This window comes from Streptomyces sp. NPDC001544 (assembly GCF_042894285.1).
GTDB lineage: Bacteria > Actinomycetota > Actinomycetes > Streptomycetales > Streptomycetaceae > Streptomyces.
The window spans coordinates 627357-644517 of sequence record NZ_JBIAVN010000001.1 but is presented as its reverse complement, the minus strand read 5'-3'; the positions used below and the strand labels follow the sequence as shown (position 1 = coordinate 644517).

Sequence of the window (17161 nt, the reverse complement as noted above, 5' to 3'; positions counted from 1 at the left end):
CCGTCGGCGGAACCTCACCCGGGCTTTGCACTCCGTCCGGAACCCTGGGGCGGTCGCGGCGGTCGCCGGGTCTTGCGGTTGCCGCCCGCGCCCTGTTGCTTCTGCCGCTGCCCGCCGGTGGAGCGGCCCGCGCGGTTCTTGGTGGTCCGGTGACGTCCTTCGGCTCGGCTCATGATCTGGGTGATGGCCTCCCACGCCCCTTCCGGACAGTCGCCCTGCGGCGTCGGCTTGAGGAAGCTGCCGTAGGGAACACGGCGGGGCGGCAGGGCGACCTCCAGCCAGTGCTCGCGCTCCGTGTGGTCCCAACCGTCGTTCGGGAACGGGATGAAGTCCCGCCAACCGGTCTTGTCCTGGCTGGTGATCTGCATGACCTCGGCGTACGAGGCACGATTGCGCACGATGACGCAGTAGTGCCGGAGCGTGTCGCTCTCGTCCTCGCGCTTCGGGATGTGGGCCAGCCAGATCTCGCCGGGCCGCGGGCGGCGCACCTCCCGCTCCGTGCTGCCGGGGCGATCCGTGCCGGGGCGCGGGCCATGGATCACCACCCGCGGCGGCGGATCGTCGCGACGGCACCACCAGCGGATGGCGTGGAAGGTCATCGCCACGGCGAAGGCGGCGGCCACCGTCTCCAGCGTGGCGGTGAACGACCACGGCAGCTCGGTGGGCGAACCGGCGCCGCCGGAGGGGTGCGCCCTGAGGTTGGCGGTGATCGACCGGTTGACCCGCGTGGCACCCCAGGCCGCCAGGGCGGCGGCGCAGGAGAGCAACGCGGTGTGCGTCAGCAGCAGAAGCGGCTTCGGGCGGCGGCGCCCCTGGGCGGCCCAGGCGAGGGCGAGTACCACCAGCGCGGAGACCAGCCACAGGACGGCTTCCTGGGCGGGCGTCGTGGTGCGCGGGCCGTGCTTCTGGTCGGCGAGCAGCGCGGGCAGGGTGATCGGCAGCAGCAGCAGGTAGCCGACGAACGGCCAGCCGAAGAGCAGCCCGAGGCAGCCACCGCATCCGCGGCCGGGTGTGATCGATCGCCGTGCCATGCCTGTTCCCCCGACCGCCGTACCGTTGCGGTGACGATAGCGGCGGGTTGGCGGGGATGTCCGGGAAACAGGTCGAGTGGGTCAGACGTTCGATACGAGGCCGTATGGGCTGGTTCGGCGGCCGGGCGGGCGGGTGACCGGTGCCCGCCCCGGCCGGGCGGTCGACACAGGGCCGGTCAGATCCGGTCCTGGTCAGTCAGAACAGATCAGAGAAGACCAGAGTAGGTCAGAGCCGCTGGATGATCGTCCCGGTGGCCAGTCCGCCCCCGGCGCACATGGTCACCAGCGCGAACTCCTTGTCGGCGCGCTCCAGTTCGTGCAGGGCGGTGGTGATGAGGCGGGCCCCGGTCGCGCCCACCGGGTGTCCGAGGGCGATGGCGCCGCCGTTGACGTTGACCTTCTCGAGGTTCTGCTCGAAGACCTTCGCCCAGCTCAGCACCACGGACGCGAACGCCTCGTTGATCTCGACGAGGTCGATGTCCTTCAGGGACATCCCGGCCTTGCCCAGCACGGCGCGCGTGGCGTCGATGGGGCCGTCGAGATGGAAGTGCGGGTCGGCGCCGACGAGGGCCTGGGCGACGATCCGCGCCCGGGGCTTCAGCTTCAGCGCGCGGGCCATCCGCTTCGACGCCCACATGACGGCCGCCGCACCGTCGGAGATCTGCGAGGAGTTGCCCGCCGTGTGCACGGCCGTCGGCATCACCGGCTTCAGCCGGGCCAGCGCCTCCAGGGAGGTGTCCCGCAGGCCCTCGTCCCTGTCGACCAGGCGCCACATGCCCTGCCCGGCGCGCTGTTCCTCCTCGGTGGTCGGGACCTGGACGGCGAACGTCTCCCGTTTGAAGCGCTCCTCGGACCAGGCGGCGGCGGCGCGTTCCTGAGAGCGGAGCCCGAGGGCGTCGACGTCCGCGCGGGTCAGGCCGCGGTGGCGGGCGATGCGCTCGGCGGCCTCGAACTGGTTGGGCAGGTCGACGTTCCACTCGTCGGGGAAGGGTTTGCCGGGCCCGTGCTTGGACCCGGAGCCGAGCGGCACGCGTGACATGGCCTCCACGCCGCAGCTGATGCCCACATCGATGACGCCGGCCGCCACCATGTTGGCGACCATGTGACTCGCCTGCTGCGACGAGCCGCACTGGCAGTCGACGGTCGTGGCCGCGGTCTCGTACGGCAGCCCCATGGCCAGCCAGGCGGTGCGCGCGGGGTTCATGGACTGCTCACCGGCGTGGGTGACGGTGCCGCCGACGATCTGCTCGACCGCGTCGGCGGGGATGCCGGTGCGGCCGAGGAGCTCACGGTAGGTCTCGCCCAGGAGATAGGCGGGGTGGAGATTGGCGAGCGCGCCGCCGCGCTTGCCGATGGGCGTGCGTACGGCTTCGACGATCACGGGCTCCGAGGCCATGGGATGCGTCCTCTCCCTGGGGCCTGCCCGGCGGGCAGGCCCGGTCAACCCGCGCGGCGCGGGCGTCCCGGCCGCCCGCCACGCAGAACTAGTACGCGTTCTAGTTCTGTGTGCAGTCTGCGGACAGGGGGTCCGCAACCGCAAGGGGGATGCAAGCAATTGAGGTGGCCACGCCCCTTGCTACTTGTAGAACCCGTTACTACCTTCACGGCAACCGTGATTTCCTGATGAACCGTCAGAATGGTGGGAGTGAGTCGCTCATGCCCTGTCCCGCGCTGCCCGACGGCTTCGACTTCACCGACCCCGACCTGCTGCACCACCGTGTCCCGCTCCCGGAGTTCGCCGAACTCCGGCAGGCCGAACCGGTCCGCTGGATCCCGCAGCGGCACGGCCTGGCCGGGTTCGCGGACGACGGCTACTGGGCCGTAACCCGGCACGCGGACGTCAAGTACGTCTCCACCCACCCGGAGATCTTCTCCTCCTACCTCAACACGGCGATCATCCGGTTCACCGAGCACATGCGGCGCGAGGCGATCGACGCGCAGCGCCTGATCCTGCTGAACATGGACCCGCCGGAGCACACCCGGGTCCGCCAGATCATCCAGCGCGGCTTCACCCCGCGTTCGATCCGCGCCCTGGAGGACCGGCTGCGCGCCCGCGCCGAGGCGATCGTCGCGGCTGCCGGCGCCCGCTCCGGCCCCTTCGACTTCGTCACCCAGGTCGCCTGCGAACTGCCCCTGCAGGCCATCGCCGAGCTGATCGGCATCCCGCAGGACGACCGGGCGAAAATCTTCGACTGGTCGAACAAGATGATCGCGTACGACGACCCGGAGTACGCGATCACGGAGGAGATCGGCCAGGAGTCCGCCGCCGAACTGATCGCCTACGCGATGAACATGGCCACGGACCGCAAGCGGTGCCCGGCGCAGGACATCGTGACCACGCTGGTGGCGGCGGAGCACGAGGGGAACCTCAACTCCGACGAGTTCGGCTTCTTCGTGCTGATGCTGGCGGTGGCCGGCAACGAGACGACCCGCAACGCCATCACCCACGGCATGCACGCCTTCCTCACCCACCCCGAGCAGTGGGACCTCTACAAGCGCGAGCGCCCGTCGACCGCCGCCGAGGAGATCGTCCGCTGGGCCACCCCGGTCAACTCCTTCCAGCGCACGGCGGCCCAGGACACCGAACTGGGCGGCAAGCAGATCAGGAAGGGCGACCGCGTCGGCCTCTTCTACGCCTCCGCCAACCACGACCCCGAGGTCTTCACCGACCCCGGCGCCTTCGACATCACCCGCGACCCCAACCCCCACCTCGGCTTCGGCGGCGGTGGCCCCCACTACTGCCTCGGCAAGTCCCTGGCGGTCCTGGAGATAGACCTGATCTTCAACGCCATAGCCGACGCGATGCCGGACCTCCGCCTCGCCGCCGACCCCCGCCGGCTGCGCTCCGCCTGGATCAACGGTGTGAAGGAACTCCGGGTCACCACGGCCTGACCCCCCACATGCCCGGGCCGGCGGCTCCCGGCGCCGCCGGCCCGACCCGGGGAGGCAGGAACGCCCCTACGCCCTGTTCCTGCCTGCCCCGGGGGATGTGCGGCGTCAGGTACATCCCCGGGATGAGCACCGCCCCGGGTTACATCCGCGGGCTGACGACCGGGCCGGGCGGCAGCGCCTAGCGTCCCTGTCATGACCAGCGAAGAGATCAGCGGCACGGGAACAGAGGCCGGGGCGGTCGCCATGCGGGAGGCGGCTGTCCGGGGGAGCGGATCACCCAAGGAGCACGGGGACACCGTTGCCCTGAACGGGGTGTCATGGGCGTGATCAACCAGACCGGGCCGGCGCCCTTGACGGAGCGGACGGCATGACCGCGGTGTGGCGGGCCTCCCTCGCGGCCGTGCGCCGCCGCCGGCTGCAGACCTCGGTGATCGCGGTGGTGGCGCTGGTCTCCAGCATGGCTCTGGTGGTCGCGCTCGGGCTGCTGGACGTCGTGTCCGGGCCCTTCGACCAGCTCTTCGGCCGGGTGCACGGCGCGCACGTCATCGCCACCTTCGACGCGACGAAGGTCTCCGGCGCACAACTGGCCCGGACCGCGCACCGTCCCGGTGTACGTGCCTCGGCCGGGCCGTTTCCGCAAGCGGTGATCCGGATGCCGGAGAACGCGGCGTCCGAGATGCCCGGGATGGCGCCGGGCCCGCTGACGGTCGTGGGGCGCGCGGACCCCGGTGGCCCGGTCGACCGGCTGGACCTGTTCGCCGGGCACTGGGCCACCGGACCCGGCCAGATCGTGCTGTCGCTGCCGGACGCGCCCGGGATGGGCAGCGGGCCGCACTCGCCGCTCGGCAAGCGGATCCGACTGCCCGGGCAGCGGCCGTTGACCGTGGTGGGGCTCGCGTCCAGCCTGAGCGGGACCGCGCAAGGCTGGGTCTCCCCGCGGCAGATCACGGCCCTGCACCCCACGGCGTACCAGATGCTGTACCGGTTCGACCGGGCCACGACACCCCGTCAGGTCGCGGCGGACACCGCGGTGGTCAGCGCCGGCCTGCCGTCCGGGGCGATGGTCGCCCACCAGTCGTACCTGACCTTGAAGGCGCAGATCGCGGCCGATCCCAACACCTTCGTGCCGTTCCTGACGGCCTTCGGGATCCTCGGCCTGCTGGTGGCGATCCTGATCGTGGGCAATGTGGTGAGCGGTGCCGTGGTCTCCGGCTTCCGGCACATCGGCGTGCTCAAGTCCCTGGGCTTCACGCCGCGGCAGGTCCTCGCCGTCTACCTGGTGATGGTCTGCGTCCCGGCCACGGCGGGCACCGTGGTCGGCACGGCCCTGGGCGGGGTGGTGGCACGGCCGCTGCTGCACCAGGTCTTCCAGGGCGCACAGCTCGGCACCGCGAACGTGGCGCCGACGGTCGGCTCCTGGGCGTACGCGACCGCCGCCCTCGGCACGCCCGTCACCGTGCTGCTGGCCGCGCTGATCCCGGCCCTGCGCGCCCACCGGCTCTCCGCGGCGCGCGCCGTCAGCGCGGGCAGCGCACCGCACACCGGACGGGCACCTGCCGTCCAGCGGTGGCTGACCGGCGTCCGGCTGCCCCGCCCGGTCACCCTCGGCCTCGGCCTGCCCCTCGCCCGGCCTGGACGGGCCCTGCTCACCGTCGCCTCGGTGCTGCTCGGAGTGGCGACGGTGACCTTCGCCACCGGGCTGTCGGCCACCATGGTCCGCTACGGCCACGCGGCACAGGACTTCGGCAAGGCACAGTCGACCGTCTGGCGAGGACAGACCAGGGTCGGTCAGACCGCCCCGCACCACGACGACGCCGCGACACAGAGGCTCCTGCGCTCACTGCCGCATGTCGCGGACGTGGCCGCGGTGGGCTTCACCAACGCACGGATCCCCGGCCGGAGCGAAGGAGTGGCCATCCAAGGCGTACGCGGGGGACGGTCGACTTTCCCGGACAGCCTGGCCCGGGGGCACTGGCCGCACAGGCCCGGCGAGGTGGTGGCCTCCGGCAGGTTCCTCGCCAAGCAGGGACTGCGGCTGGGTGACTCCTTCAGCGTGACCGCGGCGGACGGCCGGCAGGAGCGCGCGACCCTGGTCGGGGAGATCCTGGGCACGCCGGAGAACTGGATGCGCGCGGACTGGGCGACGGTGACGGCGCTGGCACCGGACGCGCAGGCCAACCAGTACTGGGTGCGGCTCAGCCGCGGCGCCGACCTCGACGCCTACACCAGGGCCGTACGAGCCGCCGACCCGGGGCTCTACCCGGAAAGGAACACCACGCTCAGCGCGGACGCCGTGACCGCCGTCGGCTCCGCCTCCGCACTGACCCTGATGCTGACGCTGGTCGCCACCATGGGCGTGTTCAACACCGTCGTGCTCAGCGCCCGGGAGCGCCGACGCGACCTCGGCATGCTCAAGTCGATCGGCATGACGCCACGCCAGGTCACGGTGATGATGGTGGTGTCCATGGCCGGGCTCGGCCTGCTCGGCGGGATCCTGGGGCTGCCCCTCGGAGTCGCGGCGTACCACGTGGTGATCCCGATGACCGAACACGCAGCCCAGCTCACCTTCCCGGCACGCATGCTGGACGTCTGGCACCCCGGGTCGATGACATTGATGGTGCTGGCCGGGGTGGCGATCGCGGCACTGGGCGCGGTGATCCCGGCACGCATGGCGGCACGGCAGACCATCGCCCGGGTGTTGCGCACCGAGTGAGCAAGGGCCGGCCACCCTGGTCTCCCGCCCTGTTCACGGCGCGAAAGCGGGAGACCGGCGGTGCGGTTCCTTGGACCGGGCGCGAGAAGGATCACATTCGGGTGGCCGGAAACCGGCTGACCAGCGACGGGACGTGCCTGTACACGGCGCATTTAGATGCTGCATGCATCGAGATGCGTACGCCCCGTGACGTGCACTGATGCCCCTAGGGTCGGTTTTCGGCCCGCCCGCCGACGTGCGGACCGTGTCCCAGTCCCCGTCGAAAGGCAGGCGAGCGAAGCTTTGGCCAGTGCCACAGCCGCCTCTTTGTCCACCCCTGTGCAGACCTCCCGGGCCCCCAAGGCCACCGTGACCGAACCCGCGCTGGTCAAGCGTGCCGTGAAGGCCGCCGCGCTGGGCAACGCCATGGAATGGTTCGACTTCGGTGTCTACAGCTACATCGCGGTGACCCTGGGCAAGGTCTTCTTCCCCTCCGGGAACGCGACCGCCCAGCTCCTGTCCACCTTCGGCGCCTTCGCCGCGGCCTTCCTGGTCCGGCCGCTCGGCGGCCTGGTCTTCGGCCCACTCGGCGACCGTGTGGGCCGGCAGAAGGTCCTCGCGGTCACCATGATCATGATGGCGGCCGGCACTTTCGCGATCGGCCTGATCCCGTCGTACTCCACGATCGGCGTCGGCGCGCCGCTGCTGCTCCTGGCCGCGCGGCTGGTGCAGGGCTTCTCCACCGGCGGTGAGTACGCGGGCGCGTCGACGTTCATCGCCGAGTACGCGCCGGACAAGAAGCGCGGGTTCTTCGGGAGCTGGCTGGAGTTCGGCACGCTGGCGGGTTACATCGGCGGTGCGGGTCTGGTCACGGTGATGACGGCGCTGCTGTCGACGCACGACCTGCTGACCTGGGGCTGGCGGATCCCGTTCCTGGTCGCGGGCCCGATGGGCATCATCGGCCTGTATCTGCGGCTGCGGCTGGAGGAGACGCCGGCGTTCGCGGCCGAGGCCGAGAAGGCCGAGGCGAGCCGCCCGCGGGTGCCGCTGCGCGAGATGGTGGCCGGGCAGTGGAAGGCGCTGCTGCTGTGCATGGGTCTGGTGCTGGTCTTCAACGTCACGGACTACATGCTGCTGTCGTACATGCCGAGCTACCTCACCAGCGAGCTGAAGTACGACGAGACGCACGGGCTGCTCGTGGTGCTCGGCGTGATGGCGCTGATGATGATCGTCCAGCCGCTCGCGGGTGCGCTGTCCGACCGCGTCGGCCGTCGGCCGGTGATCGCCGCGGGGTGTGCGGGCTTCCTGTTCCTCTCCATCCCCGCGCTGCTGCTGATCCGGCAGGGCAGCCTGCTCGCGGTCGGGCTCGGCATGGGGGCGCTGGGGCTGCTGCTGGTCTGTTTCACGGCGGCCATGCCGTCCGCGCTGCCCGCGCTCTTCCCGACCCGGGTGCGGTACGGCTCCCTGTCCATCGGGTTCAACGTGTCGGTGTCGCTGTTCGGCGGTACGACTCCGCTGGTGGTCACGGCGCTGATCGGGGCGACCGGGAACATGATGATGCCCGCGTACTACATGATGGCCGCGGCCGTCGTCGGCGGGTTCGCGGTGTGGCGGATGACGGAGTCCGCGGGGCGGCCGCTGCCAGGGTCTGCGCCGTCGGTGGAACAGGGCTGATTGCCTCCGGCGGGTGGGCAGTGCCCCGCTCGCTGCCCCCAGGGCTCGGCCCCTCCACCCTGCCCCGGGCCCCAGGGGGCGGTGGCGGTGGGAGCTGTACGGGTTTCCTCGCCCCCGCGAAGGGGCGGAGCCCCTGGGGACGGGAACGGGTAGGGGCGGCCCCCACCAGGGGGCTCCGCCCCCTGAACCCCCCGCGGGGCTCCGCCCCTGCACCCCGGTGGGGCTGCGTCCTGAGCCGGGGGCAGACCCCCGGCCCCCCGGCGGGGCTCCGCCCCTGCACCCCGGTGGGGCTGCGTCCGAACCGGGCACAGAACCTCCACGCCCCGGTGGGGCTGCGTCCTGAGCCCGGGGCAGACCCCGGCGCCCCGGCATCGCGGTCTCCGGTCCCCACTCCCCGTGTCCGGTTCTGGGGCTCGCCGGGGCCGGGGGCGGCGTGGGCGGTGGGCATCGGTGGCATGCTGGCGGTGGCCGTGGCGGGGGCGACCGTGTTCGCCGTACGGCGGTCACGGCGGCTGTTCCAGGTGCCGCCGGGGTATGCGAGTCAGTACCGGGACACGGAAAGGCAGTGGACGCAGCATGAGCGGGTCACAGCTCTGGGACGACGTCGACTTCTACTTCTCCAGCCACCTCTCGCCCGACGACGAGGTGCTCCAGGCGGCGCTGCGCGACAGCGAGGCGGCCCAGCTCCCGCACGTCAACGTCACGGCGAACCAGGGCAAGCTGCTCCAGCTCCTCGCCGAGATCCACAACGCCCGCACCATCCTGGAGATCGGCACGCTCGGCGGTTACAGCACGATCTGGCTGGGCCGCGCCCTGCCCGCCGACGGGCGTCTGATCTCGCTGGAGTACAGCGCGAGGCACGCCGAGGTCGCCGTCCGCAACATCGCCCGAGCGGGTCTGGACAAGATCGTCGAGGTCCGGGTGGGCCCGGCCCTGGAGTCGCTGCCCAAGCTGGCCGACGAGAACCCGGCCCCCTTCGACCTGGTCTTCATCGACGCCGACAAGTCCAACAACGCCCACTACGTCGAATGGGCGCTGCGGCTCACCCGCGCGGGCAGCCTGATCATCGTCGACAACGTCGTACGCGGCGGGCGGGTCGTGGACGCCGAGAGCATCGAGCCCGACGTACGCGGCACCCGCGCGGCCATCGAGCTGATCGCCGCCCACCCGAGGCTGAGCGGCACGGCGGTCCAGACGGTCGGCAGCAAGGGGTACGACGGCTTCGCCATGGCCCGGGTGCTGGCCTAGGTCATCTCCGGCCCGGGCCACCCCGCCCCCGGCTTCACTCCTCGTGGAAGAAGCCCACGTTCACGCTGCGCGGCTCGGTGCGGTCCTGGATGATGATCTCGCCGGAGCCGCCCCGGGGCAGCCGTACGGTGCCTCCGTAGGCGATGGTCTGCGCGTACTCGCCGACGGTCAGCCGCACCTCGGAGGACGGGTCCGCCTGTGAGCCGCGCAGCCAGGACACCTGCCAGCCGCCGTCGGGCCCGCACAGGAACTCCAGGTGGACCCGGGAGACGAACAGCCAGTCCTCGGGCGTCACCAGGCGGCACACGGCCCCGTCCCGGCCCACCCGCAGCACGGCGCCCGGTTCGCTGGGCGCGTCGGCCATCGTCATGCCGGCCGTGGCGCCCGCGTCCGCCGCTGAGACGGTGGCCATGGTGAGTTCGAGCACGTGCGTTCCCCCTGGACTGTGCTGGTACGGCGGCCGGACGGCCCTCCGCCGCCGCATGATAAAACGCCCGGCCGGGCCGCGTCCGGCACAATGGCCTCATGACCGAGCGAAAGCCACCGGGTGTGCCGTTCGAGTCCTGGGTCGACAAGCAGATCCATGACGCCGAGGGGCGCGGCGAGTTCGACCATCTGCCCGGCGCGGGCAAGCCGCTGCCGAGGGACCTGGAGACCTCCTACGACGAACTGTGGTGGGTGAAGCGCAAGTTGGCCCGCGAGGGCCTGGCGGTCCTGCCGCCGGCGCTGGCCCTGCGCAAGGAGGCCGAGGACGCGCTCGCGGCGGCGTACGCGGCGCCCTCGGAACGGATCGCACGGAAGATCATCGACGACGTCAACGTCAAGATCCGCGACATGATGTACAAGCCGCCGCCCGGCCCCCCGCTGGGCAAGAAGCCGTACGACGTCGAGGAGGTCGTACGTGAGTGGCGGGAGCGCCGGGCGGCGGCTGACAGGACTGCGGACAGGACGGGTACGGCCGGGGTCTCAGAGGTGTAGCAGGCGCTCCGCCAGTTCGCGGTAGTCCCGCAGGGCCAGCCGGAGTTGCTCGGTGTCGGCCTTGGCGCCGGCCTTGCCGTCGGTGGAGTGCCAGGACTGGCGCAGCGTGCGGCGCCGCTGGGTGATCGCCTCCGTGAAGCGGGCGGCGACCTCCTCCATCACCCGGTCGGCCTCCTCGACGGCGTCCCGGGGTCCGTCGACGAACCCGGAGACCGCCTGCTGCAGCCGCAGCCCGAGCTTGTCGCTCTCCTCGTGCGCGACGAGCGGCGAGGAGGTCGAGGAGACCGAGGAGGCGGAGGCGGGGGTGGAGGCGGCGGGAGTGGTCCGGGTCGCCGTCGCGGTGGGTCCGGTCTTCCCGGTGTGGGGCGTGCCGATACCGGCAGTCCTGGTGTCGGTCTCGCCGATGCCGGCAGCCCCGGTGTCGGTCTCGCCGGTGCCGGTCCTCCCGATGCCGGCGGTCCCGGTGTCGGTCCTCCCCATGCCGGATGCCCCGGTCCCGGGCCTCGCGGTGCCGGACTCGGCGTCCCAGGGTGCCCGGGTTCCGGTGGTCTCGGTCAGGGGCGTCTCGGATGCGGATCCGGGATTCTCGGTCCCGGGCGTCGCGGTCGCGGGTGTCGTCGTGTCACGTCGGCTCGCATCGGTCATGTCTGTCACCTCCCCGCCACCTGGTGGCGGTGGAAGAAGCGGTTGGGCCGGTGGGCGTGCTGTGCCTTGTGGGAGACGGGGGTACGCGGCTCGGAACGCGTCAGTTCCTCGAACAGCGCCCGCGCCTCCAGCATCGCCGCGCGCAGCTCCTCGGTGTCGGCGCCGGGAGTGCCGTCGGCGGAGGTGCCGGTACCGGTCGTCGGGGCGACGGCACGGTGGACGCGCCGGTAGCCCTGCACATGACCGGCGTGGTGCACGGACAGCGCGGCGAGCTGCTCCTCGTACTGCCCGCCGTCCGGGAAGCCGCGCGCGCCGGCCACTTCGGAGATCAGCCGGTCGACCTCGGCGACCGCCTCGCGCGGCGAGTCGACGAAGTGCTCCTGGGCGGCCGCCCAGCGGGCCTCGAACCGTTCGCGCTCCGCGGGTTCCAGGGGCCGCTCGTGCAGCCCGCCGTGCCGCTCCAGCCTCTCGGTCAGCTCGCGCTCGGCGGCCTTGGTGTCGCCGTCGTGCCGGGCCAGCACGTGGTCGTACTCGGGCCCGAAGCGCCGCCGCAGGTTCCGCCCGCCGTTTCCGCCGCGGGCGCGCAGGGTCATGGCGGCCCCGACAACGACCACGGCCGCCACGATCACGATCAGGGCAATGATCAAGCCTGTGGACATGTCTGCCTTCCGGTGTGTCGGCCCCGTGGGCCGGTTCTATGCCCGGGTTGCCCGGAAGGGAGCCCACAAACGACGCTCAGTCAGCGAAGCGACGCGCGCCGGTCACCGGGGCCCCGCATATTCGCTTGCGCCGGATGCCCGCCGTCTCCCGACAATGCGGGCATGACCTGGACCATCGCTCCCGAACCCTTCGACTCCCCGGTGGCCGCGGCGCTCTGGCGTGCGTACTACACGGAGGTCAGCGACCGCTGGTACCTGCTGCACGAGGGACGGCGGACCGCGGCGGAGGAGCTGGAGAGGGAGATCGCCGCCCGTACCGGTGCCGAACTCGCGCCTCCCGACGGGCGGTTGCTGGTGGCGCGGTACGACGGTGAACCGGTCGGCAGCGCGGGCGTACGGCTCCTGGACCCCGCCACCGCCGAGCTCACCCGGGTGTTCGTGCGGGAGGGGCTGCGCGGCCGGGGCGGCGCGGCGCTCCTCGTGGCCGCCGCCGAGGAGGCGGCGCGCTCGCTCGGCGCCGGGCGGATGGTCCTCGACACCCGTACCGACCTGGTGGAGGCCCGCGCCCTGTACGCCCGGCTGGGCTACGCGGAGTCCGAGCCCCACAACGACGACGTGTACGCCGAGCACTGGTTCCGCAAGGACCTCAACCGGCCCTGACGGCGGTTCCGTTGTGCGGCCGCTCCCGCTCCGAGCCGCACAGCTCGCCGGTCAGCTCCTTCACCAGCCGGTCGAGGTCGGTGGGCCGCTCGGGGCCCCACCAGTCGCCGAGCAGTTCGGCCAGCGACTCCTCGCGGGCCCGGGCCAGCCGTTCGGCGACCAGGCGGCCCCCCTCGGTCAGGACGAGGTCGGGGCCCTGGCGCAGGGCGAGCCGGCGCTCCTCGACCTGCCGGGCGGCCTCGAGGATCACGTTCAGCGGCACCGAGCTGCGTTCGGCGAGCATGCCCGGCTCCACCGAGCCGTACCGCCTGATCCGCAGCAGCAGCCAGCTCGCCCCGGGCAACAGGTCGTATCCGGCCCGTTCGGTGATGGTCCGGTAGATCTCCCGCCGCCCCTCGCGGGTGCCGAGCAGGGACAGCGCCCGGCACACCTCGTCGTACGAGGACCGCTCGACCGGGTTGGGGGCGATGGTCTCCGACACGTCGGGGGCCGTGACCGAGCCGCGCAGCCGGTCCTCCTTCAGGAACCACGCCAGCACGAAACCGAGCAGGGCGACCGGCGCCGCGTAGAGGAACACGTCGGTGATCGACGACGCGTAGGCGTGCAGGGCGGCCGGCCGCAGCGCGGGCGGCAGGGCGGCGATGCCGCGCGGGTCGGACTTCAGCGCGTCCGCGGACAGGCCGGCGGGCAGCCGGGCGCCCCGGAAGGCGTCGGTGAGCTTGTCGCCGAGCCGGCTCGCGAACACCGTGCCGAAGATGGCGACGCCGAAGGACGCCCCGATGGACCGGAAGAAGGTGGCACCGGACGTCGCGACGCCGAGGTCCTCGTACGAGACGGCGTTCTGCACGATGAGGACGAGGACCTGCATGACCAGGCCGAGACCGAGGCCGAAGACGAAGAAGTACACGCTCATCACGGCGGTGGAGCTGTGCTCGTCGAGGCGGTGCAGCAGGAGCAGCCCCAGCACGGTCACGCCGGTGCCCGCGACCGGGAACACCTTCCAGCGGCCGGTACGGCTGACGATCTGCCCGGAGACGGTCGAGGACAGCAGCAGACCGAACACCATCGGCAGCATGTGCACGCCGGACATGGTCGGTGAGACACCGTGCACGACCTGGAGGAAGGTCGGCAGGTAGGTCATCGCGCCGAACATGGCGAAGCCGACGATGAAGCTGATCACGGCGGCGAGGGTGAAGGTGCGGATGCCGAACAGCTTCAGCGGCAGTACGGGTTCGGCGGCCCGGCGTTCCACGGCGACGAAGGCCACGGCCAGGACGACGCCCAGCGCCGCGAGCCCGATGATCTGCGGTGAGGCCCAGCGCCAGGTGGTGCCGCCCAGCGAGGCGACCAGCACCAGACAGGTGGCGACCGCGGCGATCAGGAAGGTGCCCAGGTAGTCGATGACGTGGCGGGCGCCCTTGCGCGGGATGCGCAGGGCGGTGGCGATCACGGCGAGGGCGACGACGCCGACGGGCAGGTTGACGTAGAACACCCAGCGCCAGCTCAGGTGTTCGGTGAACAGCCCGCCGAGCAGCGGTCCCAGCACGCTGGTCGCGCCGAAGACGGCCCCGAACAGCCCCTGGTAGCGTCCGCGCTCGCGCGGCGGGACGATGTCGCCGACGATCGCCATCGACAGCACCATCAGCCCGCCGCCGCCCAGTCCCTGCAGCGCGCGGAAACCGATGAGCTGGGGCATGTTCTGCGCCATGCCGCACAGCGCCGAGCCGATCAGGAAGATCACGATCGCGGTCTGGAACAGCTTCTTGCGTCCGTACTGGTCACCGAGCTTGCCCCACAGCGGGGTCGCGGCGGTGGAGGCCAGCAGGTAGGCGGTGACCACCCACGACAGGTGTTCCAGCCCGCCGAGGTCGCTGACGATGGTGGGCAGCGCGGTCGACACGATCGTCTGGTCGAGGGCGGCGAGCAGCAGGCCGAGGAGCAGGGCCCCGATCGAGACGAGGACGTTGCCGGGGACGTGCTCGGCGTCCTCGGGGCTCTCCGGTTTCCTCGTCGTGCCGTGCGCATCCAGGGCCATGGAGACCTCCCGGGGCTCGTGTGACACCTTCCATCGTCAACGGTGTCACCCGTTATGGCCCGTTGAGTCCTCTCGGGGACGGTATCGCCGGGGGTCGCCGACATTGCCGGGGGCCGCCGACCGAAGTTGTGGTGAAGGTCTGCATAATCTGTGGAGCCCTGGGGCCGGTGATTCGTACGGGGAGGGACCGAACACGTGGCAGGACCGAAGGGCCACTCATGCCCGGAATGCGGCGCGCCGAAGGGGCCACGCAACGCCCCGTCGTGCGGCTGCGCCCAGCGGGCGTCCGAAGCCCTGCGTGACACGCGGACCGCGGAGGCGGCCGCGGCGGAGGACTTCGATCCGCTGCGGATACGGCCGTATGTCGACCTGGACGCCCCGGCCGACTCCACGATGCCGCTGCGCCTGACGGAGGCCGCCTCGGCTCCGGTGCCGCCGCGGGCCGGGCAGCCTCCGCGGGAGCCGGGCCGGCCGGAGGAGTCCGACGGGCCGGAGGACCGGCTCGACCGGCCCGGGGCCGTGGACGGTGGGGAGGAGCCGGTGCGCCGCCGCCGCACCGTGCTCCTGGCCGGGGCCGCCGCGCTGGTCGCGCTCGTCGCGGCGGCCGGTTTCGCCAGTGGCCTGCTCTCCCACGCGACCCCGTCGCGGGACGGGGCGGCCCCCGAGGAGGTGCGGGAGAAGGTCCCGGACGTGTCGTCGAGCGCCCCGGTGAGGCCGAGTCCGGCGACCGCCTCCGCGTCCGCCCGGACGTCCGCGCCGGCGACCCCGTCCCGTAGCGCGAGCCCGTCCTCGTCCCCGTCCGCCCCGGCCTCGTCCACGCCCACGCGGTCCCCCGGCCCCAGCCGCTCCGCCGAGCCGACCGAGACCGTCACGGCGGCCCACGCCCCCGTCCCGGCGAGTGCGTCCCCGAGTCCGGTGCTGCGCCCCGGCGACCGGGGCGCCGAGGTCACCGAACTGCAGCTCCGGCTGCGCCAGCTCGGTCTCTACGCCGGCAAGATCGACGGTGACTACACCGCCCAGGTGCAGACGTCCGTCAGCACCTACCAGTGGACCCGGGGCATCCAGGCCGACGAACCCGGCGTGTACGACGCCCCGACGCGAGCGAAGCTCGAGTCGGAGACGTCGCAGCCGTAGGGGCCCGTACGGCCCCTACGCGCCGGCGTACAGCCGGATCCCCCCGCTCCCGAGCGCCTCCACCCGGACGTCCCGCAGGTCCCGGACGGTCGCGTCGGGCCGGTGGTGCCCGGCTCGCGGTCCGACTCCCACCACCCGCATCCCGGCGGCGCGCCCGGCGGTGATGCCCGCCCCGGAGTCCTCGAACACCACACAGTCGGCGGGGTCGACACCCAGCTCGGCGGCGCCCTTGAGGAAACCCTCGGGGTCGGGCTTGCTCGCGCCCACCGACTCGGCGGTGATCCGCACGTTCGGAAGCGGCAGTCCGGCGGCGGCCATCCGTGCCGTGGACAGCGGAACGTCGGCGGAGGTCACCAGTGCGTGCGCCAGCCCCGCGGTCCGCAGTGCGGCCATGAACTCCACGGCGCCCGGCACGGCGACGACGCCGTCCATGTCCGCGGTCTCCTCCGCGAGCATGCGGGCGTTCTCGGCGAGGTTCTGCTCGGCCGGCCGGCCGGGCAGCAGCAGGGCCATCGAGGCGTGCCCCTGCCGCCCGTGGGCGACCTGGAGCACCTCGTCCCCGTCCAGTCCGTGCCGCTCGGCCCAGCGCCGCCAGATCCGCTCGACGACGGCGTCCGAGTTGACGAGGGTGCCGTCCATGTCGAGCAGGAGGGCGCGGGCGGTGAGGACGGTGGCCGGCATCGGCAGCTCCAGGACGCGACGAAGAAGACAAAGCGCCCCGCCCGCCGGTCAGGGGAAGCGGGCGGGAGCCACTTTGTTTCTCTACGGTACAAAACATGTGCCGCTCCCGCCACCGCCGCGGTGAGGATTCACCGCGCGTTCAACTCAGCCGGCCACCGCTTCGTACAGGCTCCACGCGCCGAGCCCCAGCATCAGCACCGCCGCGACCTTCGTGATCAGCCGCAGCGGCACCCGCCGCATCAGCGCCTGCCCGCCGACGATGCCCAGTCCGGCCACCGCCCACAGTCCCAGCACCGCGCCGAGACCGACGGACAGCGCGTCGTCGTACCGGGCGGCGAGGTTGGCGGTCATGATCTGGGTGAGGTCGCCGAACTCGGCGACCAGGATGAGCGTGAAGCCCGTGCCGGCGACCTTCCAGAAGGACTGGTCGGCGGGCCTCCGGATCTCCTCCTCGTCGTCGTCCTTCTTCAGCAGCAGCACGGCGGCTCCGCCGAGGAAGAGCAGGCCCGTCAGGGCGTGCACGATCCGCTGGGGCAGCAGGGTGAGCACGCTGCCCGCCGCGACGGCGAGCACGACATGCAGGAGGAAGGCTGCGGCGACGCCCACGAAGACGTACGACGCGCGGTAGCGGGCGCCGAGGACGAGCCCGGCGAGCGCCGTCTTGTCCGGCAGTTCGGCGAGGAAGATGACGCCGAACACGAGCGCCGTCACGGTGATGCTGATCAAAGTCCCTCAATCGGTCGGGGCCGCCCCGCCGAGGGTGCTGAACCTCACATGAGACACCTCGGCACGGCAGCGCAATCGGCGCCCGTGCCATGGAGCACGGGCGTGC

16 protein-coding genes are annotated in these 17161 nt (G+C 72.2%); 8 read left to right on the top strand and 8 right to left on the bottom strand.

The genetic code is table 11. The annotated features are described in order from the left end of the window. Positions 1–14: 14 nt before the first annotated feature. Together ACFY0F_RS02840 and ACFY0F_RS02835 are read right to left on the bottom strand one after the other, a co-directional pair. Positions 15–1031, bottom strand: coding sequence for a hypothetical protein (locus ACFY0F_RS02840; RefSeq protein WP_388787871.1), 1017 nt, complete (start codon positions 1029–1031; stop codon positions 15–17). 226 nt (positions 1032–1257) lie between these two features. Further along, entirely contained in the window at positions 1258–2427 is a 1170-nt protein-coding gene (locus tag ACFY0F_RS02835; protein WP_388787869.1) for a steroid 3-ketoacyl-CoA thiolase, read from the bottom strand. Between the two features lie 260 nt (positions 2428–2687). On the opposite strand from ACFY0F_RS02835, the gene ACFY0F_RS02830 reads away from it, so the two are divergent. The 5 genes from ACFY0F_RS02830 to ACFY0F_RS02810 all read left to right on the top strand — a co-directional run bounded on the left by ACFY0F_RS02830 (position 2688) and on the right by ACFY0F_RS02810 (position 9537). Beyond that, positions 2688–3923, top strand: a complete 1236-nt coding sequence (locus ACFY0F_RS02830) for a cytochrome P450 (protein ID WP_388787866.1) — start codon at positions 2688–2690, stop codon at positions 3921–3923. 192 nt (positions 3924–4115) lie between these two features. After that, complete coding sequence (locus tag ACFY0F_RS02825; protein ID WP_388787863.1) at positions 4116–4250, top strand: hypothetical protein; 135 nt, start codon at positions 4116–4118, stop codon at positions 4248–4250. Between the two features lie 40 nt (positions 4251–4290). Continuing rightward, entirely contained in the window at positions 4291–6636 is a 2346-nt protein-coding gene (locus ACFY0F_RS02820) for an ABC transporter permease (RefSeq protein ID WP_388787860.1), read from the top strand. Between the two features lie 282 nt (positions 6637–6918). Further along, on the top strand, positions 6919–8289 hold the full coding sequence (locus ACFY0F_RS02815) for an MFS transporter (RefSeq protein WP_388787858.1): 1371 nt from the start codon (positions 6919–6921) through the stop codon (positions 8287–8289). 576 nt (positions 8290–8865) lie between these two features. Further along, positions 8866–9537, top strand: a complete 672-nt coding sequence (locus ACFY0F_RS02810; protein ID WP_388787855.1) for an O-methyltransferase — start codon at positions 8866–8868, stop codon at positions 9535–9537. Between the two features lie 34 nt (positions 9538–9571). Here ACFY0F_RS02810 and ACFY0F_RS02805 read toward each other — a convergent pair whose 3' ends face one another. Further along, positions 9572–9964: a hypothetical protein gene (locus ACFY0F_RS02805; protein ID WP_388787852.1), complete on the bottom strand. Its 393-nt coding sequence runs from the start codon at positions 9962–9964 to the stop codon at positions 9572–9574. 98 nt (positions 9965–10062) lie between these two features. Between ACFY0F_RS02805 and ACFY0F_RS02800 the strand changes: the two genes are divergently transcribed. Next, a complete protein-coding gene (locus tag ACFY0F_RS02800) occupies positions 10063–10515 on the top strand; it encodes a DUF1992 domain-containing protein (protein ID WP_388787849.1) in 453 nt (150 codons plus the stop codon). Here ACFY0F_RS02800 and ACFY0F_RS02795 read toward each other — a convergent pair. Together ACFY0F_RS02795 and ACFY0F_RS02790 are read right to left on the bottom strand one after the other, a co-directional pair. Beyond that, a complete protein-coding gene (locus tag ACFY0F_RS02795) occupies positions 10504–11160 on the bottom strand; it encodes a hypothetical protein (RefSeq protein WP_388787846.1) in 657 nt (218 codons plus the stop codon). The two genes, ACFY0F_RS02800 and ACFY0F_RS02795, sit on opposite strands and share 12 nt — an antisense overlap. A 5-nt stretch (positions 11161–11165) precedes the next feature. Continuing rightward, positions 11166–11819 (bottom strand): hypothetical protein, encoded by a 654-nt coding sequence (locus ACFY0F_RS02790; RefSeq protein ID WP_388787843.1) that lies wholly within the window; start codon positions 11817–11819, stop codon positions 11166–11168. Between the two features lie 162 nt (positions 11820–11981). Between ACFY0F_RS02790 and ACFY0F_RS02785 the strand changes: the two genes are divergently transcribed. Continuing rightward, complete coding sequence (locus tag ACFY0F_RS02785; RefSeq protein ID WP_388787840.1) at positions 11982–12479, top strand: GNAT family N-acetyltransferase; 498 nt, start codon at positions 11982–11984, stop codon at positions 12477–12479. Here the strand turns inward: ACFY0F_RS02785 and ACFY0F_RS02780 are convergent. Continuing rightward, positions 12466–14514 carry a DHA2 family efflux MFS transporter permease subunit gene (locus ACFY0F_RS02780; RefSeq protein WP_388787837.1) on the bottom strand — a complete coding sequence of 683 codons (2049 nt, stop codon included), beginning with the start codon at positions 14512–14514 and terminating at the stop codon, positions 12466–12468. The genes ACFY0F_RS02785 and ACFY0F_RS02780 overlap by 14 nt on opposite strands. A 195-nt stretch (positions 14515–14709) precedes the next feature. On the opposite strand from ACFY0F_RS02780, the gene ACFY0F_RS02775 reads away from it, so the two are divergent. Next, complete coding sequence (locus tag ACFY0F_RS02775) at positions 14710–15648, top strand: peptidoglycan-binding protein (protein ID WP_388787834.1); 939 nt, start codon at positions 14710–14712, stop codon at positions 15646–15648. Positions 15649–15663: 15 nt separating this feature from the next. Here the strand turns inward: ACFY0F_RS02775 and ACFY0F_RS02770 are convergent, their stop codons facing one another. Together ACFY0F_RS02770 and ACFY0F_RS02765 are read right to left on the bottom strand one after the other, a co-directional pair. Continuing rightward, positions 15664–16329, bottom strand: coding sequence for an HAD family hydrolase (locus tag ACFY0F_RS02770; protein WP_388787831.1), 666 nt, complete (start codon positions 16327–16329; stop codon positions 15664–15666). Positions 16330–16473: 144 nt separating this feature from the next. Then, entirely contained in the window at positions 16474–17055 is a 582-nt protein-coding gene (locus tag ACFY0F_RS02765) for a TMEM165/GDT1 family protein (protein ID WP_388787828.1), read from the bottom strand. Between the last annotated feature and the right edge of the window lie 106 nt (positions 17056–17161).